Annotated in this window: 17 protein-coding genes; 13 read left to right on the top strand and 4 right to left on the bottom strand. The window is 42.4% G+C overall.

Annotation, left to right across the window (positions count from 1 at the left end; genetic code table 11):
• From HMPREF2918_RS10195 to HMPREF2918_RS10170, 6 genes are all read left to right on the top strand, one after another.
• Positions 1–1,713, top strand: a 1,713-nt coding sequence (locus tag HMPREF2918_RS10195; RefSeq protein WP_256263211.1) for an MFS transporter, incomplete at its 5' end; no start/stop codon positions are given.
• A gap of 1 nt (position 1,714) precedes the next feature.
• Positions 1,715–1,939, top strand: a complete 225-nt coding sequence (locus tag HMPREF2918_RS10190) for a hypothetical protein (protein ID WP_070595550.1) — start codon at positions 1,715–1,717, stop codon at positions 1,937–1,939.
• Between the two features lie 16 nt (positions 1,940–1,955).
• Positions 1,956–3,068 (top strand): CHAP domain-containing protein, encoded by a 1,113-nt coding sequence (locus tag HMPREF2918_RS10185; RefSeq protein ID WP_070595547.1) that lies wholly within the window; start codon positions 1,956–1,958, stop codon positions 3,066–3,068.
• A gap of 16 nt (positions 3,069–3,084) precedes the next feature.
• Positions 3,085–3,333 (top strand): DUF3173 family protein, encoded by a 249-nt coding sequence (locus HMPREF2918_RS10180; protein WP_003005186.1) that lies wholly within the window; start codon positions 3,085–3,087, stop codon positions 3,331–3,333.
• Between the two features lies 1 nt (position 3,334).
• Complete coding sequence (locus HMPREF2918_RS10175; protein ID WP_070595546.1) at positions 3,335–4,486, top strand: site-specific integrase; 1,152 nt, start codon at positions 3,335–3,337, stop codon at positions 4,484–4,486.
• A 78-nt stretch (positions 4,487–4,564) separates the two neighbouring features.
• Positions 4,565–4,864, top strand: a complete 300-nt coding sequence (locus HMPREF2918_RS10170) for a YbaB/EbfC family nucleoid-associated protein (RefSeq protein ID WP_003005613.1) — start codon at positions 4,565–4,567, stop codon at positions 4,862–4,864.
• A gap of 292 nt (positions 4,865–5,156) precedes the next feature.
• Here the strand turns inward: HMPREF2918_RS10170 and HMPREF2918_RS10165 are convergent, their stop codons facing one another.
• From HMPREF2918_RS10165 to HMPREF2918_RS10150, 4 genes are all read right to left on the bottom strand, one after another.
• Complete coding sequence (locus tag HMPREF2918_RS10165; protein ID WP_070595544.1) at positions 5,157–6,731, bottom strand: ATP-binding cassette domain-containing protein; 1,575 nt, start codon at positions 6,729–6,731, stop codon at positions 5,157–5,159.
• 324 nt (positions 6,732–7,055) lie between these two features.
• Positions 7,056–7,649 carry a 3'-5' exonuclease gene (locus HMPREF2918_RS10160; RefSeq protein ID WP_013904187.1) on the bottom strand — a complete coding sequence of 198 codons (594 nt, stop codon included), beginning with the start codon at positions 7,647–7,649 and terminating at the stop codon, positions 7,056–7,058.
• Positions 7,650–7,702: 53 nt separating this feature from the next.
• On the bottom strand, positions 7,703–8,197 hold the full coding sequence (locus tag HMPREF2918_RS10155; protein WP_003008835.1) for a DUF536 domain-containing protein: 495 nt from the start codon (positions 8,195–8,197) through the stop codon (positions 7,703–7,705).
• A gap of 104 nt (positions 8,198–8,301) precedes the next feature.
• Positions 8,302–10,590: a Xaa-Pro dipeptidyl-peptidase gene (locus HMPREF2918_RS10150; protein ID WP_070595542.1), complete on the bottom strand. Its 2,289-nt coding sequence runs from the start codon at positions 10,588–10,590 to the stop codon at positions 8,302–8,304.
• A gap of 101 nt (positions 10,591–10,691) precedes the next feature.
• Between HMPREF2918_RS10150 and HMPREF2918_RS10145 the strand changes: the two genes are divergently transcribed.
• The 7 genes from HMPREF2918_RS10145 (at position 10,692) to fni (ending at position 17,776) form a co-directional block, all read left to right on the top strand.
• Positions 10,692–11,969: a DUF308 domain-containing protein gene (locus HMPREF2918_RS10145; RefSeq protein ID WP_155124623.1), complete on the top strand. Its 1,278-nt coding sequence runs from the start codon at positions 10,692–10,694 to the stop codon at positions 11,967–11,969.
• Between the two features lie 106 nt (positions 11,970–12,075).
• The gene (locus HMPREF2918_RS10140) at positions 12,076–12,843 is read left to right on the top strand and encodes a CppA N-terminal domain-containing protein (protein WP_070595538.1); all 768 of its coding nucleotides are present in this window, start codon (positions 12,076–12,078) and stop codon (positions 12,841–12,843) included.
• Between the two features lie 10 nt (positions 12,844–12,853).
• A complete protein-coding gene (locus HMPREF2918_RS10135) occupies positions 12,854–13,795 on the top strand; it encodes a serine hydrolase domain-containing protein (protein WP_070595536.1) in 942 nt (313 codons plus the stop codon).
• A 172-nt stretch (positions 13,796–13,967) separates the two neighbouring features.
• Complete coding sequence (mvk, locus tag HMPREF2918_RS10130) at positions 13,968–14,846, top strand: mevalonate kinase (protein ID WP_070595562.1); 879 nt, start codon at positions 13,968–13,970, stop codon at positions 14,844–14,846.
• Positions 14,828–15,778 (top strand): diphosphomevalonate decarboxylase, encoded by a 951-nt coding sequence (mvaD, locus tag HMPREF2918_RS10125; RefSeq protein ID WP_070595534.1) that lies wholly within the window; start codon positions 14,828–14,830, stop codon positions 15,776–15,778. Before mvk ends, mvaD begins: the two co-directional genes overlap by 19 nt.
• A complete protein-coding gene (locus HMPREF2918_RS10120) occupies positions 15,768–16,775 on the top strand; it encodes a phosphomevalonate kinase (protein WP_070595533.1) in 1,008 nt (335 codons plus the stop codon). The genes mvaD and HMPREF2918_RS10120 overlap by 11 nt, the downstream gene beginning before the upstream one ends.
• Positions 16,772–17,776: a type 2 isopentenyl-diphosphate Delta-isomerase gene (gene fni, locus HMPREF2918_RS10115; protein WP_070595531.1), complete on the top strand. Its 1,005-nt coding sequence runs from the start codon at positions 16,772–16,774 to the stop codon at positions 17,774–17,776. The genes HMPREF2918_RS10120 and fni overlap by 4 nt, the downstream gene beginning before the upstream one ends.
• Positions 17,777–17,815: the final 39 nt, after the last annotated feature.

Raw genomic sequence — 17,815 nt, 5'->3', positions numbered from 1 at the left:
ATTCGAATTCTTGAAAAGATTGATCTCTACTCCAACTACAAGAACTATGTATTTAATGGAGCGATGAATATCTGGAAAGGATTCATCGGTTCAAGTTCTGGCGGAGTCGCAAAACAATCACTCGTCTCAATGTTGCTTCTGATCCTAGCGTTCTATCTCTTTTATCAGTTTTTCTTTTCGAAAGGAGCTTTTTCAAGAACTCTCCTTCATGTCTTTCTAGTTCTCATCCTTGGCTTTGGTTATTTTGGAACAATTGCTGGAACATCAGGTGGTCTGTATCTACTTGATACTATCAACCATGTCTCTCAAGATGTCACTAAAAATATCACGAATATCAAGGTGGAGTATGGAAATAATAAATCCATAAAAATTGGCGATTCCATGGCAGATAGCTATATTGCAGAAACCTCTTATAAAGCTTATGTCTTTGTCAATACAGGTCAAGAAAATGGGAAATATAAGAATAGTCAAGATGGGAAACAAGAGACTTTTGACGATAGTAAGGTATTAGGAACGGGCGATAAGAATGGAAACTTTAAAGCAGTTAAATCGAAAGATCGCAATAAATATCTGGATGAACTAGGAAATGGAGCCAATGATGATGGTGAAAAGAACCGATGGGTTTCAGCTATGCCAGATTTCATTTTCACTCGTATGTTTTATGTTATCTTCAAAATCTGTGAAGCTTTTGTATTAGCGATACCGGTTATTTTGATTCAGATGTTAAACGTCATTGCTCAAACACTTGTCTTGATGATGATTCTGCTCTTTCCAATTGTGCTATTGATGTCCTTTGTACCAAGAATGCAAGATTTGATTTTTGGAGTTTTAAAAGTCATGTTTGGTGGATTGCTTTTCCCAGCTATCACGAGTCTATTGACTCTATTAGTCTTCTACATTGAGAAAATGATTGAAAATATCGTCATTACCGGCTTTGATGGCATTCTTAAAACTCTTCCATCCCTGATCATCTTTGGCCTTGTCTTTAAACTACTCATTTCAGTTGTCTCAAAAGGACTTGTATACTTCCTTCTATGGAAATACAAAGCTGAGTTGATCCAATTCATTCTTGGATCTAAAGCACGAATGGTTGCGAGTGATATTGGAAACAAAGTTGAAAAAGGGTTCACAAAAACTAGAGAGGTAGCTTCACAAGTACCGTCGAGAAGCCTTTCATCTGCTCAACACCTTGGAAACTTTGCCTTAGCAGGTGCTGGTTTTGGAGCTGGGATGATGATGAATGCCAAGAGTCACTTCCAAAATGTTGGTTCTTTCTTTACCAATAAGGAATCAGAGCACCAACCTGATGAAGTACTCCCGACAGAAACACTTGAGACTCCAGTAACTCCAGATGCTCCAGAACCAAGCATTCCGAAAACAAAGGCATCGCTAGAAGGGGTTAAACCAGTTGAGGAAAAAATACCAAATCCTTCAATAAAATCTCCAATCACAGTGGAGCCAACACCAAGTTCAAACGAGGAATTCCAAACTCTTAAAGAAGAATGGATTTCTCCTTTTAAACAATTCCGCATTAATAGTATTGAACGCAAATTAGAGGGATATAAAGACCCTCAAGCTATGTACAAAGCTCAAGGATCGAATGCTTTCACTCGTGCTTATAGAAAGACTATGACACGAGACGATAAATTGAGATCCAATATTGAACGAAGAGACCGATTAACAGAACGCTTAAAACAACTCAGAGGAGAATGATATGAATACCAAAATACGCTCAAGAACTGCTTTTCCAAGAGTTCTTGAAGAAACTCTTTATCAAGCCTACCAAGAAGGAAAACGCTCAGTCGATTTCCTTCTTTTATTTCCAGTCACAGAACAAGAGCAAGACCAAATTATCTTACAGGTTAAGTCCTATTCAGTCGTTTTAGATGCTAAATGGCGTTTTGGGACTGTTTTGTTCACTGCTTATATAAGACATTAACTAGAAAGGAGATTCGATGAAAAAACTAAAATGGTTTCTATTAGCTGGTCTCATTCCTCTCTTTCTTCCAGTCCTCATTATCATTATTCTCATGGGGGCTGTCGGAGGTGGGGGAACAAACGGCTCACCCCAATCCCAAAATGGTGTGATTTATGCGGACCACTGGTCAGATGGAGATCCCTATACTCACAACTTACTTGTTCATCGCTTCGGTATCACGGCAGAGCAATTAGACGGCTTTTTAGATACGTTAGGAATCTCCTATGATAAGAACCGAATTAATGGTAAAAAGCTCCTCGAATGGGAAGCTAAATCAAATCTTGATGTCCGTGGAATTGTTGCGATTGCACTGAATGAAAGTTCTCTTGGAACTGCTGGAGTAGCTACCAATCCTGGAGCTAATATGTTTGGGTTTGGTGCCTATGACTCCAATCCAGAATATGCCAATAACTTTAATGATGAAGTTGCTGTTGTCGGACTAACCCAGCAAACCATCATTGGGAATAAAAACCAAACCTTTAAAATACAAGATGATAAAGCTAAAAAGTTTGCGAATGGAACACTCAATCCAGCAACCGATGGCGGAGTCTATTTTACAGATACTACAGGATCAGGAAAAAGACGTGCCGAAACCATGCAAAAACTGGATGCCTTCATTGATGAACATGGAGGAACACCAAAAGCTCCTGAACAAACTACAGGAAAAACTAGAGATGGTGGAGGAGTCACTTCAAATGATATACCGGTAGGTTATAGTCTGACAACAGCTATTGATACTACAGGGTATATCACTAGTACCTATCCTTGGGGACAATGTACTTGGTATGTCTTCAACCGCGGAAAACAAGTCGGAGTCAACTTTGATCCATTTATGGGAAATGGTGGACAATGGATGAATAAGCCAGGTTTCACAACAACCCATACACCAACAGAACACTCTGCTCTATCATTTAGCCCTGGACAAGCTGGAGCTGATCCAATATACGGACATGTTTCATTTGTGGAACAAGTTAAATCAGACGGCTCAATTCTCGTCTCAGAATGTAATGTTAAAGGATTAGGGATCATTAGTTATCGTACATTTGATGCGGAAACTGCAAAACAATTTACCTATGTCATAGGACATTAGAAAGGAAAAGATATAGATGATTCAAGTTGTAGATAAAAATGATTTAATGGAATTGATTGGATATTCCGAAACTCAAGCTAGTAAATTAATACGAAAAGCAAAGAGCCAGCTTGTACAAGAAGGATTTGAATGGTATAAGAATAAACGTATTGGACGTGTACCAATTATTACAGTTGAATCCATTCTTGGTTTTCAAATACAATTAAAAAATGATATAATTGAGGGGAACCTTCAAAGCGCTGTCATGACTGAAGGAGAAAAATAGCATGGCGGTAATTAAACAGGACGATGGACTGTGGCTAGTTGATATTAGTGATGGTAAAAGTTCCTTAACTGGCAAACGCATACGACACCGCAAATCTAATTTTTTAACGAAAAAAGAAGCAGAGGAATATGAGGCATATTACCGTATCCATAAGTTAAATCAGATACAGAATACAAAAAAACTCACCATTTCCTCTCTTTATGTAATGTTAAAAGAAGAAGATGAGCTTCGTGGAAATAAAAGAGGTACAATAGATACTCAGAACTCATACTATACCCAATATGTATCGCGATTCTTTGAAAATGCTGATATGTCTTCAGTTACCATTCAAGATGTAAAAAAATATCGAGATTGGTTAATTGAACAGCCTAGTGTAAAAGGTGGCACACTTACAGCAACGCATATTAACCAACAAATGATTTTTGTTCATAAGTTATTTGATATTGCTATTTCGAAAGGATTTAGACAAGATAATCCATGTGATGCTATTCGGAAACTTCCAGAAAAGCATAAAGAAATGTCTTATTATACTCCTGAACAATTCAAGGAGTTTGAATCTTATTTTGAAGAAAGTGAGTATCCTTTTAAACTTCTGTATCGTGTACTCATGTTTACGGGAATTCGTATGGGGGAGGCACTTGCCTTAACTTGGAGAGATGTTTTTCTTGACGAGGGATATATTAAAATCCGTAAGTCAGCCTATTATCGCAATGGAAAAACACATATTGGATCTGTAAAGACAACTCAATCAAATAGAGAAATCTACATCCATAAAGCTTTTGTGGATGAGTTGAAAACCTGGAAGTCAGTACAAAGTCAGAGGCTGTCTAAGCTCACTGATTCAACAGATGATTTGCAGATTTTCCAATTTTCAGGGGAACCTATGACTGCTCCGAATGTCTCTAACTTTAGAGCGGCATTCAAGAAAAGATTGCCAGAAGATTTCAAATTGATCCGAAACCATGATTTTAGGCATTCGCATGTAGCCTTTTTGATAAATCAGGGATTGAGGAGAGGAGAAGGAAAGGATTATATCTTTTTCACACTGATGAAACGACTAGGACATAGTTCTATCAATACAACAATAAATATCTACTCACATTTGTTCCCATCACAGCAAAAAGAGGTCGCTAACGCATTTGACGATTTTTAGAAAAATGGGCAGAAGTGGGCAGTGAAAATTAAGCAATAGGGTCTAAAACCTTGATACGAAAGGAATCTAGAAAACATTATGATGAATATGCAAAATATGATGAAGCAAGCTCAAAAATTGCAAAAGCAAATGGAGCAAAGCCAAGCGGAATTAGCCGCAACTCAATTTGTAGGGAAATCTGCTCAAGACCTGGTTGTTGCAACTCTTACAGGTGATAAGAAGGTTGTCTCCATCGATTTCAACGCCGCAGTGGTCGACCCAGAAGATACAGAAACTCTTTCTGATATGACGGTGCAAGCCATCAATGCTGCCATTGAAGAAATTGATGCGGCAACCAAGAAAAAACTCGGTGCTTTCGCAGGGAAATTGCCATTTTAAGCTAAGGAAGTTTTCATTAATTCAAAAGAGGCTCAGTTTTGAGCCTCTTTCAGATTGAAGACAAAGTCATATTAAAAACTTTCCTTAGGTGAGTACGGACGTTAGGTGAAATTATCCAGTGGATGATTTCAGCAATCCAGGAAGTTCCATGACTAATTATTGAGCCTAAGGTCTCAATAATTCCGAGTGCCTGAAACGTTATTGTTTCAGGCACTTTTCTCACTGCGGAAAGTTTTAGTATTTTCTTTCTTTGATATACTAACGATATATTTTTAGGTTTGTGTCAGTAATTTTATTCTTTTCTTAATTCAATGACTTGATCGTATCGACTTTCATTATCAATATGGTGAGCGATTTCTAACACCATCATCGGTAGTGAGAAAATCAAGTCACGAACCATCTGGCTATTTTCTACGTCAAGAGCTGCAGTTACCTCATCTGCTAATAAAATATCCTTTTTACGAAGAAGGAAGCGGGCTAGTTCAACCCGGACTCGTTGTCCACCTGAAATATTTTCTCCGTTATTAGTGATTACAAAATCAAGTCCATCAGTTAGTTCATGGTCGAGTTTGACCTGTCTCAAAACAGTCTCCAATTCTTGATCTGAAAACTCTTGTCCCAAACTGAGATTGTAGCGAACAGTATCATTAAAGAGGAAAGGATGCTGGCTGATAATGCCTACCTGACGAACAAAGTGACTTGTTTTAACTCCATCCCTTGTACGACAAGTAATCGTTCCGGCATCCGGCTTTTCTTCCCCTGTGATCATTCGGAAGAGGGTTGATTTCCCACAGCCACTTGGCCCTTTGATGAGGACTTTTTCGCCTTGTCGAATGGCTAGATTAAGATCGCGAAGAATCTCTCTACCATTATAAGATTTACTTAAATGAGAAATTTCTAGTTCTTCTACTTGAGAGATCGAATGATTGTCCGTTTCACTATCATCTGCTCGATTTAAAATTCCGAAAATCTTTTCTGCCGTTGTTTTGGCTCCTTGTACTTCAACCACATCATACATGATATTTTGGATAGGTCCTACCAGTTGACCAGCAGCAATATACATAGCAACCAGGCTAGCCACTGAAACATGATGACCCTGCATAGCAAGGAAGAACCCTAATACCAAGGGGAGTACTTGGCTCAGAAAGACCATAAAACCATTACAAAAGAAAACAATATTATGGGTAAAAGCAAACCTTTGAATAGCTCGTTGATAACGAAGATTGATATTCCAGACGCGCTGAGAATTTTCAGGCAAGGCTTGATTCATCCGCAAGGTCTGAGCCCCTCGAATACTATCAGAGATTTGGTTATGAACAGCTGTTCTTCCCTGAGACATTTCATCCCCTGAATTCTTTAGCTTATTATTCATCAAGAATTGTGGAATGGGACGTAAGATCGTGAAGAAAACAAAGATAGAACCCAATAAAACATTTTGGGCAATGATATAGATCGCCGTAATCAGTGCCCCAAATCCCCAACATGAAATAGACATATAGCGTTCAAAAAAGTTATCTCCTAAAAATTCCATATCCTGTGTCAGCATGGTAATCTTTTCATCTTCACTATATTCCCTGTCTTCCATTAACTTCTGAAAAAGTGCCGTTCGGATATTCATGTGAATTTCGCGTCTAAAGACATTATTTGCATGATTACAAAATAACATTAGACTATACAAAGCGAAATAGACAGAAAAACCAAAGAGAGCAAATTTCCAAATAGAGGAATAGGTAAGGTTATTTTGATCTATTGATAATGCTTTGGCGACAACCAAAGGTTGCCCTAATGCAAGACCCCCATTTGCCAGTGCTCCAATAATGGTTAGGTATTTTGTTTTTTTATCAAGATATTTAAAGATATTAATCATAAATCTCTCCTAGAAAATAGAACCCTATGATTGAGAAATATCAGATATAATCATTAAATCTTATTACATATTATTCTTTGTGATATATTTTACATGCTCATTATACATCTAAAAATAAGTCTGGTCAATGAATATTCAAAAAATTAGAAATGATTAAATCTTTAATAACTAATATTTTAAGATAAGCCTTTGAAAATGCTCTATTTGTCTGTCGGATGAAAATTTACTTTAGTCAATCTTTACAGAAATGAAATAAAAAGCACCCCCAAAGAAAGATATGAAAACATCTAACTCTAGGAGTACTGCTCAGTTTTGAGCCTTTTTTTATTCATCAAAGAATCCGGATAGGTCCAAGCCTCCGAAGGGGTTGGTGGAGAAGTTCTCTTGCTCTTCAAGGAGGGTACGGCCTTGATCGAATTCGAGGAATTGTTCGTAGACAAGGGCTGTCATGCGGGCATCCTCCAAGCTATCGTGTGATTTTCCTGCGACTCCCAAAAATTCTGCAACGGTGTGGAGTTGGAGATTTTTAATGCCGTGGAGGTCAGATGGACGACGTTCGAAAGCCTCGTCAAAGACATCGACAGCGTACTGGTCTTCTAAATCCAAGCCATTTTCAAGTAGGATGGGTAGGTCGCTCTTTTTGGCATTGTATCCGATCAAGGGCCGGTCTCCTACAAAGGCCTTGAATTCGCTGAGGACCTGTTCTAGTTGTGGGGCATTTTGGATCTTGTCCTGGGTAATGCCAGTGAGGCCGTTAATAAAGCTTTTTAGAGGCTTATCGGTGTAGACGTAGGAGTCGTAGTGGTCGACTTCTTTACCGTCCGTAAAACGTACGGCAGACACCTGGATGATCTGATAGGCGCCTTCGTATTGGTTAAATTCGAGGTCAAAGGCGATATAATCTTCTAATGCTTTCATGGGAAATCTCCTGTGGTAGAAAAGAAAAGGGACTGGTAGGATCCAGCCCCGGATTATCGACGGAAAACGCGTGCCCAGAAACCTTTGCTTTCTTGCTCTTGAACTTTTTCGTTGGCTTGTTCGAGTTCAAGTTTCAAGGTATCGCGGTCGTTCATTGCTTGTAAAGTCAATTGTTGTTGTTGGTCCAATTGCTTGTCTTTTTCAGCAATTTGAACGTCTTTCACGCGCAACTGTTCATCTTTCTTAGCGAGTTGCTCGTCTTTGGCTTTGAGTTGCTCGTAGAGACGGACGATTTCAGCATTTTTTTCATCTACCAAAATTTCCATCAATTCGCGTTGTTTCACATCATCGCTGACGGGCTCATCTTCAAAAATAGTTTTTTTGTAGATTTCTTCGAGCTTGATCAAGCCACTACGGGTTACAACGGTAACCCCTTTTTCGTTCTTTTGTGTATCTTCTGGAGCCAGCGCTTTGACACGGTTATTGACCGCCTGGCGGCTGACTCCTAAAATTTCAGCAATTTCGCTGACAGTTTTTTCAATCGCCATAACTTCCTCTAATATCTTTTTCTATGAAATACTCTATTAGATAGTAACATAAGTAGGCTAAGCTGTCAAATGAAGCCGAGTAAGGGCAAGCCTTGAGACCACGATTAGCGGGTCTCTGTCATTTCAGGAAGATGGAGGCTGGATTGTGCTAAATCAATGGTCAGTTGGTAATCGGTTTGATCGCGCACAGTGATTTCAAAGTCCGTTGTGTAAAGGACCAGGCGAAGGGTCGCTCCTTTTTCGAGCTTGTAGATGGTTGGTTGAAGATCAAAGTCAAATTCCATCCACTCGCCTGGCGTCACAGCCTCAACCTCTAAGAGGTCATGACGATTTTGGAGGTTGAGATAACCTTTAGAAATGACTCGTTGGCCAGCTTCTTTGAAAGGCAACTCAGTCAAATTGTCTAGCATATGGTAGCGACCGTTATCCAGCGTACGGACCGACAAGACAGCAGGATAGGGTTGGAGGTATTTCTTGCTTCCAAGCTCTAAGAGTTGGGCTGAAAGCAGGCCTTTATTGGTGCTGGAGTAAAGTCGCAGGTGAAGGCGAGCTTTCCCATTGAGGTGTAGGTCTTCTTCGATTGGAAGATCAATGGTCACCTGTTGCGCCTTATCCTGGTAGAGGTCCGTTAAGAAGGTCGGATAAGCCTTGCCATAGCGCTCGTAATCTTTTGTCTCGTAGCGGTTTTGGATGACTTTTTCGTCGTCTCCCAGGGAGAAGGTCCGCTGATTTGTTTGGTTGCCAAAATCATCCAAGGAAATCCAACTTTGTTCTCCTGTATTGTCCTGCCAGATGACAGTAGGCAATTCATAGCTTGAATCGTAGCCCAGCAATTTTTTAGAGAGGAGGGCGTTCATGCTTTCGCGGAAGTCAATGGATTGCCAGTTGTTGAGATAGACATGGGCACCATTGTGATAGAAGAGGTGTTTCTTGATGCTTGTTGGAAGAGCCTGGAACATATTAAAGACGTGAAGAGGTTTCACGTTCCAGTCTTGCGAACCATGAGTGAAGACCACCTCAGCCTTCACCTGATCAGCATGTAAGAGATAATTGCGGTCGTGCCAGAATTGATTGTAGTCTCCAGAAGCGCGGTCCAGCTCTTTTTTCACGATGTCTAGATCGGCTTGGTGGGCTGCATTATGGTGCAAATAGTCTCCACCCAGAAGGTTGCGCGAGTAAGTCAATTCGGCAAGGGAATCAAAGTCTTCACCTGGATAGCCTCCAGGACTTGTGACGAGGCCGTTTTCGCGGTAGTAGTTGTACCAAGAAGAGATTCCAGCCTCCGCAATGATGACTTCTAGGCCGTCCACACCTGTGGTCGCAAGGCCGTTAGACATGGTTCCAAGGTAAGAGATCCCTGTGGTTGCGACCTTTCCATTAGACCAATCAGCCTTGACTTGGCGTTTGCGTGTGTGATCTGTGAAGGCACGGCAACGGCCATTGAGCCAATCGATGACATTCTTATAGGCTTCGATTTGTTGGTAATTTCCATTGGTCATTAGCCCTTGCGAATCTTTTGTCCCCACTCCAGATACGTAAAGATTGGCGTAGCCGCGTGGCAGCAGGTAGTCATTGAGGGTATAGCTAGAGTTTATATGGGTTAGGAGCTCTTCAGCCTCGTCGACTAGTTGGGCTGAACCGACAGGTTCCACCAATTCTAATTGAGGTTCTTCTAGTTGAACGGTATGAGGTTCTTTAACCTCGAGGTCGACATTCATATTGTAGAGGGCCTTGTCGCTGGCCTTGTCGTTAGTCCCTTGGTGGTAAGGGCTAGCGGTCATGACAGCTGGAATCTTTCCTTCATAGCGAGGACGGATGATGCTGACCTTGACCAAGTCTGGCAGACCATCCTTATCGGTATCGACCCGGCTTTCGACATAAACGACCTCGCGGATGGCATCCTGGCTTGTAAAGGTCGCGAGGCTCTTACCATTAAAATAGTGATACTGGTTGGTCTCAGGAATCAAACCATCGCTAACCAACTGATCAATTAGTAAATTCCCTTTGACTGTTCGAGTATTGAGGAGGTGATAGAGGTTTTCAACCAAGTTTCCATACTCAATCGGAAATTGGACTTCTTTCAAAAAACTGGTCGTATCTTCAAAATCAATAAAATAGTGGAAACCGAGCAACTGGAGAGCTACTGTGTAAAAAATGTTCGAAGACCATTCGCGGTCAGATTGGATATAAGTTAAAAAGTCTGTTTTAGAATCCACCACTAGGTTAGAGAGGGGATAATCTGTATCTTTATAGGTGAAGTAAACCTTGCGGACAAACCATTCAAACAGTTCTTTTTCTGGGAGGTGGGTGGGAAGGTCAAACCCAATTTCTTTTAGTTCCTTAAGAATGTCTTTTTGGTCAACAGATAGATAGCTATATTGATTGTATTTCATAGGCTGCTCCTTTTATCAGTTTCTTTGTTCTTTACTTCTTATATTATACATGATAAAATAGTATTTGTCTAAAGACCTTTCGTCTATAAGGAGAAGGAATATTGAAAAAAATATCTTTTGAACAAGTTGCAAGAAGACGGACCTTATTGTTTGGGGTTCTTGCCGTCATTTTTGGGATTCTCATTTTTCGAAACGGCGTTGGTTTCACCAAATTTTCCTTGGATCTATTAGCCATTTACTTTTTAGTTGATGGACTAGGAAGCTTTCTTCTTCGCTTTTTGTTACGTAGCAAGTCTATTTCCTATAGCCACTCTATTTGGTTTATTTTTCTTTCACTTGCGTTGATCTGGTTGAATCGACTGAGTAGTCTGCCCGTAAACTTAGTTGTGATTTGTTTAGGGGCATATCAGTTGGGGAGTGCCATTGTCTATGGGATCACATTTTGGCTTTATAAGGCCAATCGGGTAAAAGGAGGCTGGCTCTATTTATGGGATGCGCTTTTAAACGGTGGGATTGGTCTAGCAACTGTCTTGGAACCTGGTTCAGATAGGCACTTCCAATTTATCCTCTTGGGGGCTTATCTGGTCTTGTTGGGGATTTCTAATATTCGAGATGGTATTTTATTTGACAAAGACCAACAAGGCCAAGAGTTAAAACGTCGCTTTCGTATTAGCCTACCGGTTATCTTTGCAGCCTTTATCCCTGCTAAGGAGTTAAAACGGTTTAACCAGTTTCTTCAAAAAGGGAGCTCGGCGGGACACACAGGCCCTTATCGATTGGTGAAAAAAGAAGAAGAGGCAAGGGAATTAGAAATTTTGGTTCATACTTCTGACAGCAACTTATTTGGAGCGATTGGGCATGTAGATATTTGTTATCAGGGGAAGGTCATTTCTTACGGAAGTTACGATCCCTTTTCAGAGCGTCTATTTGGGACGATTGGGGATGGCGTACTGTTTAAAGTGGATAAGGAACCATACATCGAACTATGTAAAAAAGAGAGTCAAAAGACGCTGTTTGGCTACAGCCTATCCCTTACCGAAGAAGAGAATCAGGCAGTAGAGAAGCGTCTAGCTGAAATTGATCAGTTGTTAGAACCTTGGGATCCACCTAGGAGGTTACTGGAAGACGGTCAGCCGACCTACGCTTACAAATTGAAATATGATTTAGGGGCTGAGCTATATAAATTTACTTCTTCGCGTTTTAAATCTTACTTTGTTCTGTCTACTAATTGCTGTCTGTTAGCAGATTCAATTGTGGGACAGGCGGGAACGGCTGTATTAGATGTTCGTGGAGTGATTGCACCGGGGACCTATCAGGATTACTTAGAATATGAATTTGAAGCTCCAAACGGGCGGGTCCATACACGAACAGTATATTAAGTAAAGAAAGACAGATTTTTATTTTTGAAAAATCTGTCTTTTTTGCACAAGATTTCTTGTAAAAAGCCAGAAAATCTTTTACAATAAAAAGTGCTTGGAGGAAAGTATGACAGCAAATCAGATCGTAAGAGTGATCCCAGTCTTGAAAGTGAATAACCGAAATGTCAATCAACGCTTTTATGAAGAGACATTGGGAATGAAAGTATTAGTGGAAGAAGGAGCTCTCCTATCTTTAGGAGATGCCTCAAAAGTAGAAAAAATTGTCTTAGAAGAGTCACCGAGTATGCGTTCGCGTAAGGTCGAAGGTCCAAAGAAATTGGGTCGCATCGTGGTGAAAGTGGCACAAGCTCAAGAAATTGATTATTTGTTGGCCCGCCAGCCAGAAACAAGCGCCCTTTACCAAGGAGCTAATGGTCGCGCCTTTGAAGTTGTGTCTCCTCAAGGAGATACCATTTTAGTGCATGCTGAAGAAAATCTTGAAAGCCTAGAACCTTTGGAGAAAGCGCCTCTTGTTGAGCTTCCAGAAGATTTCAAAGGTTTGACCAGCTTTGATGTGAACTTTCTTGAGGTCAATGTGGCCGATCTTGCTGAGGCTGAGAAGTTCTATAGCAGCTTGCCAGATCTTGCCCGCTTTATCCATTTGCAAGAAGCTCAAGGAGAAGATCTCCAAGTGGAGAACAAGGTGACTTGGGATTTGAGCATGATCAAGATCGAATTGGATCCTTTTGATGTGGAAGTCTTGAAAGAACGCTTGGGAGAAGCTGTCGATTTTGTGCACCGTAAGGGAACTTTCTTGATTGCCAAGGATCCAAGTCAGATCGAACTCTGGTTTGAAGCCAATCAAGATCAGGTCCATATTTCTTATGAAGCATAAGAATGGAGTGATGAGCGTGAAGGCAATCATCGAAAAAATTACCGAACAAATCCAAGAAGGCATCTATCCAGGTGCCTCTCTTGCGCTTTACCGCGATGGTCAGTGGAGTGAGCACTATCTGGGACTAGCGGATCCTGAAAAAGGAGAGCCAGTAGTGGCTGACCTGGTCTATGATTTGGCTAGTGTCAGTAAGGTCGTCGGAGTTGCTACCATCTGTGCCTTTTTGTATGCGAAAGGGGAGCTTCCACTCGATCGCCCCTTTAAAGAGCTTTACCCGCGTTTTGCTCATGAGAAGACGACCATCCGGGAACTCTTGACCCATACTTCTGGGCTGGATCCTTTTATCCCCAACCGGGATCAATTGGATGCGAGACAATTGAAAGAAGCTCTTGAAAATTTGCAGTTAAAAGAGGACAAGAGTTTTCATTACACCGATGTCAATTTTCTTTTGCTGGGCTTTTGGTTAGAAGATAGGTTTCACCAGCCCTTGGATCGTTTATTTGAAGAGCTGATTTTTACACCTTGGAAGATGACGGAAACACGGTTTGGACTGGTCGAAAAGGCGGTGCCAACGGTTCGTGGGCTTGCTTCTGGAAGTGTCCACGATCCAAAAGCGAGAGTATTGGGTCGTCATGCGGGAAGTGCTGGACTTTTTTCAACTGTTGCTGATCTAGAGTGCTTCTTAGAGCATTATCTGAAGGAGGATTTTGCGCGTGACTTGTCTCAGAATTTTGCGCGTGAAGAGGGCAAGACCCGCGCTCTCGGATGGAATCTAGAGGGGGACTGGTTGGATCATACAGGCTATACAGGAACCTTTATCATGTACAATCGAAAGAAGCAGGAAGCTGTGATCTTTTTGTCCAACCGGACCTATGAGAAGGACGAACGGGCCCAATGGATCCTGGACCGCAACTCTTTGATGGACTTGATCAAACAAGAATGTGAGAAATAGAAATGGATGGCTGGGATGACGGATCCCGGCCTTTTCTTGTCTGTCCATAAGAAGGAGCTCTTCTGGGTGATCCATTTTTGAACTCCGTCTTAGGTTGGATTTCCTTCAAAAGCATCGCTTTTTTGGCTGATTTATATTAAAATAGTAATGACCTTAATAGAGCGAGATGAATATGAACAAAGAGATAGGCGTCGGAAGGGCGCATAGTAAAATTATCTTAATTGGAGAGCATGCGGTGGTTTATGGTTATCCGGCTATTGCTTTGCCACTCCATCATATCGAAGTGATCTGCCAGATCGTCCCGGCAGACAGTCCATGGATTTTGTTTGAAGATGACACCCTGTCCATGGCGGTTTTTGCGTCTCTTGAGCACCTCGGGATTAAAGAGGCCCGGATTCGCTGTCGCATTCAGTCCATGGTACCGGAAAAACGGGGGATGGGATCGTCTGCGGCGGTCAGTATCGCAGCTATTCGTGCAGTTTTTGACTATTATCAAGAGGAGCTGGATGATGAGACCTTAGAAATCCTGGTCAATCGAGCAGAAACCATTGCACATATGAATCCAAGTGGGCTCGATGCCAAGACTTGTTTGAGCGATCAAGCCATTAAATTCATCCGGAATGTCGGCTTTTACCCGCTGGAACTGGGGATAAAAGCGAGCTTGGTGATTGCGGATACGGGAATTCACGGCAATACCCGTGAGGCGATCCAAAAGGTGGAAGCCAAAGGGCAGGAAGTTTTGTCCCATTTCCATGAGATTGGTCAGTTGACCCAGCAGGTGGAAGAGGCTCTGAAAATGAATGATCTAACGAGCCTAGGACAGGCTCTGACTACTTGTCATGAGCACTTGAGAGCCGTCGGTGTCAGCTGTGTTGAAGCAGACCATTTGGTCGCTGTTGCCCTTGAAAACGGGGCCTTAGGGGCTAAAATGAGCGGAGGCGGTCTTGGTGGCTGTGTGATTGCCCTCGTCAAGGATTCTCGTGAAGCAGCAACCATTGCCCATGCATTAGAAAAAGAAGGAGCGCACCATACATGGATCGAAAACCTGTAACGGCTAAGTCCTATGCCAATATCGCGATTATCAAATACTGGGGAAAAGAAGATGCCAAACAGATGGTCCCTTCAACCAGTTCGATTTCGTTGACCTTAGAGAATATGTATACAGAGACCAGTCTCTCTCCCTTGCCAGCAGATGCGACTGCGCATGAATTTTACATCGATGGGGAATTTCAAAATCCAGCTGAGCAAGCCAAAATTGGAGCTGTGATTGATGGCTTGAAGCCAGCAAATGAAGCGGGATTTGTTCGAGTGGATACCAGCAACAACATGCCAACCGCAGCAGGCTTGTCTTCTAGCTCGAGTGGGCTCTCTGCTCTCGTCAAGGCTTGCAATCGGTATTATGATTTGGGCTTGAGTCAGGAGGAATTAGCTCAAAAAGCCAAGTTTGCTTCGGGTTCTTCTTCACGGTCTTTCTTTGGACCCTTAGCAGCCTGGGACAAAGAAAGTGGAGAAATTTATAAGGTTAAAACAGACCTGAAACTGGCTATGATCATGCTGGTTCTCAATGACAAGCAAAAGCCCGTTTCCAGCCGGGAAGGGATGAAACGCTGCATGGAGACTTCGACTAATTTCAAAGAATGGATCGAAGAGTCTAGACAAGATTATAAGGATATGCTGGACTATCTAGCTGGCAATAATTTTGAACATGTCGGTCAGCTGACAGAGCGCAATGCCCTTGCTATGCATGCGACGACTAGAACAGCCACTCCAGCCTTTAGCTACTTGATAGAAGAAAGCCACAAAGCTATGGACTTTGTCCGTGAGCTTCGCGCTGCAGGCCATGCTTGTTACTTCACCATGGATGCAGGGCCAAACGTTAAGGTTCTCTGTTTAGAAGAAGACTTGGATCAGCTGGTGCCTTTATTTGACGACCGCTATCGGACCATCGTATCTAAAACAAAGGATCCTCAAGATGAAGACTAAGTATCAGGTACAGACCGGAGGCAAGCTCTATCTAGCTGGAGAATACGCGGTGCTAACGCCTGGCTATGGGGCAGTGATTCAGTTTATCCCCATTTATCTATCAGCTACCATCCAAGAAGCAACAGCCTACCAGCTAGCCTCAGACCTTTTTGGTTACAAGGTAGATTTGACCCCAAATAAGGACTACGCCTTGATTCAAGAGACTATTCAGCTTATGGAAGAGTGGCTGAAAGATCAGGGGATAGCCCCTAAACCCTTTGATCTTTACCTTAGAGGAACACTGGGCGAAGAGGGGAAAAAGTATGGGATTGGTTCCAGCGGAAGTGTGGTCTTGCTCGTGATCAAGGCCATGGCTGCTCTGTATGAGTTAGACTTAAATCCAGATCTGCTCTTTCGACTAGCAGCAGTGGTCTTGGTGCAAAGAGGGGACAATGGTTCCATGGGCGATTTGGCTTGTATCGCTTACGAGGACTTGATTTATTACCAATCCTTTGATCGGGCTTGGTTGCATGAAGTCTTGACTTCTCAGCCTCTTTCACAAGTTTTAGACCTGGATTGGGACTACCAGATCTGCTCGATCCAGCCAGCCATCTCTTATGATTTTCTGGTTGGTTGGACCAAGGAACCAGCGATTTCAAGTGATTTGATCCGTCAGGTCAAGGGAGCGATCAAGGAAGAATTTCTTCAGGAGAGCCAGAGCGCAGTGAAGAATCTTGAAAAAGGCCTCCGTGAAGGGAACCAAAAGGACATTGAGACCAGTATCAAACGCGCCGATAAGAACCTAAAGTCTTTGAACCCTTTGATCTATACCCCAGCTCTAAAAGAGCTTCAAGAAGCGACAGAGGGTCTTTCTGCCTGTGCCAAATCTAGTGGTGCTGGAGGAGGCGACTGTGGGATCGCCCTTAGTTTTGACCCAGTTGAGACTCAGACCTTGATAGACCGCTGGAAGGAAAAGAATATTGAAGTCATTTACCAAGAAAGGATGGGAGATTCGTGAGCGAAAATCGAAAAGACCAGCATATTCGCTATGCCTTGGAGCAAAGCTCCTCCTATAATAGCTTTGATGAGATCGAGCTAATTCACCGTTCCCTCCCACTTGTGGATCTAGCGGAGATTGATCTAACGACCCATTTCGCAGGCCGTGATTGGGAGGTCCCTTTTTATATCAATGCCATGACAGGCGGGAGTGAACGGGCCAAAGAGATCAATCAAAAGTTGGCAGCAGTAGCCCAAGCCTGTGGGATTCTCTTTGTGACTGGTTCTTACAGTGCAGGGCTGAAGGATCCGAACGATCAATCATACGCTGTCAAAACAGATCACCCTCATCTTCTGTTAGCGACCAATATTGGCCTCGATAAAGAGCCAGACTTGGGCTTAAGAACAGTGGAAGAGCTTCAACCTCTCTTTCTTCAAGTTCATGTGAATCTGATGCAAGAGTTGCTCATGCCAGAAGGGGAGCGGATTTTCCACACTTGGAAAGACAATCTCAAGAGCTATGGGCAGGGCTTTCCTGTGCCTGTAGTCCTGAAAGAAGTGGGCTTTGGTATGGATCCCAAAACAGTCCAGCTGGCACTAGAGGCTGGGATCAAAACCGTTGACATTTCTGGCCGTGGTGGCACTAGTTTTGCCTATATTGAGAATCGTCGTGGTGGCAATCGCGCTTATCTGGATGATTGGGGACAATCAACTGCGCAGTGTCTCTTACAGTTACAAGATCAGATAGATCAGGTTGAGATCCTCGCGAGTGGTGGCATCCGTCATCCCCTTGATATGGTCAAGGCCTTGGTCCTTGGAGCGCGTGGCGTAGGACTTTCCCGCATTTTTCTTGAGATGGTAGAGACCAAGAGCATCGAAGAAGTGATTGATATTGTCCAAGGATGGAAAGAAGACCTTAAATTACTCCTTTGTGCGCTCGGTTGTCAGAACCTGAAAGAGCTTCGAGAAGTCGACTATCTCCTCTATGGAAAATTATGGCAAGCTCAGCAACAGATAAAATGAAGAAAAATCATTTTAGAAACTTTCCTTAGGTGAGTACGG

This window comes from Streptococcus sp. HMSC065C01, from assembly GCF_001813525.1.
In the GTDB taxonomy this organism is placed as follows: Bacteria; Bacillota; Bacilli; order Lactobacillales; family Streptococcaceae; genus Streptococcus; species Streptococcus parasanguinis_V.
The sequence above is the reverse complement of the archived record's forward strand: the minus strand, read 5'-3'. Positions and strand labels throughout refer to the sequence as shown.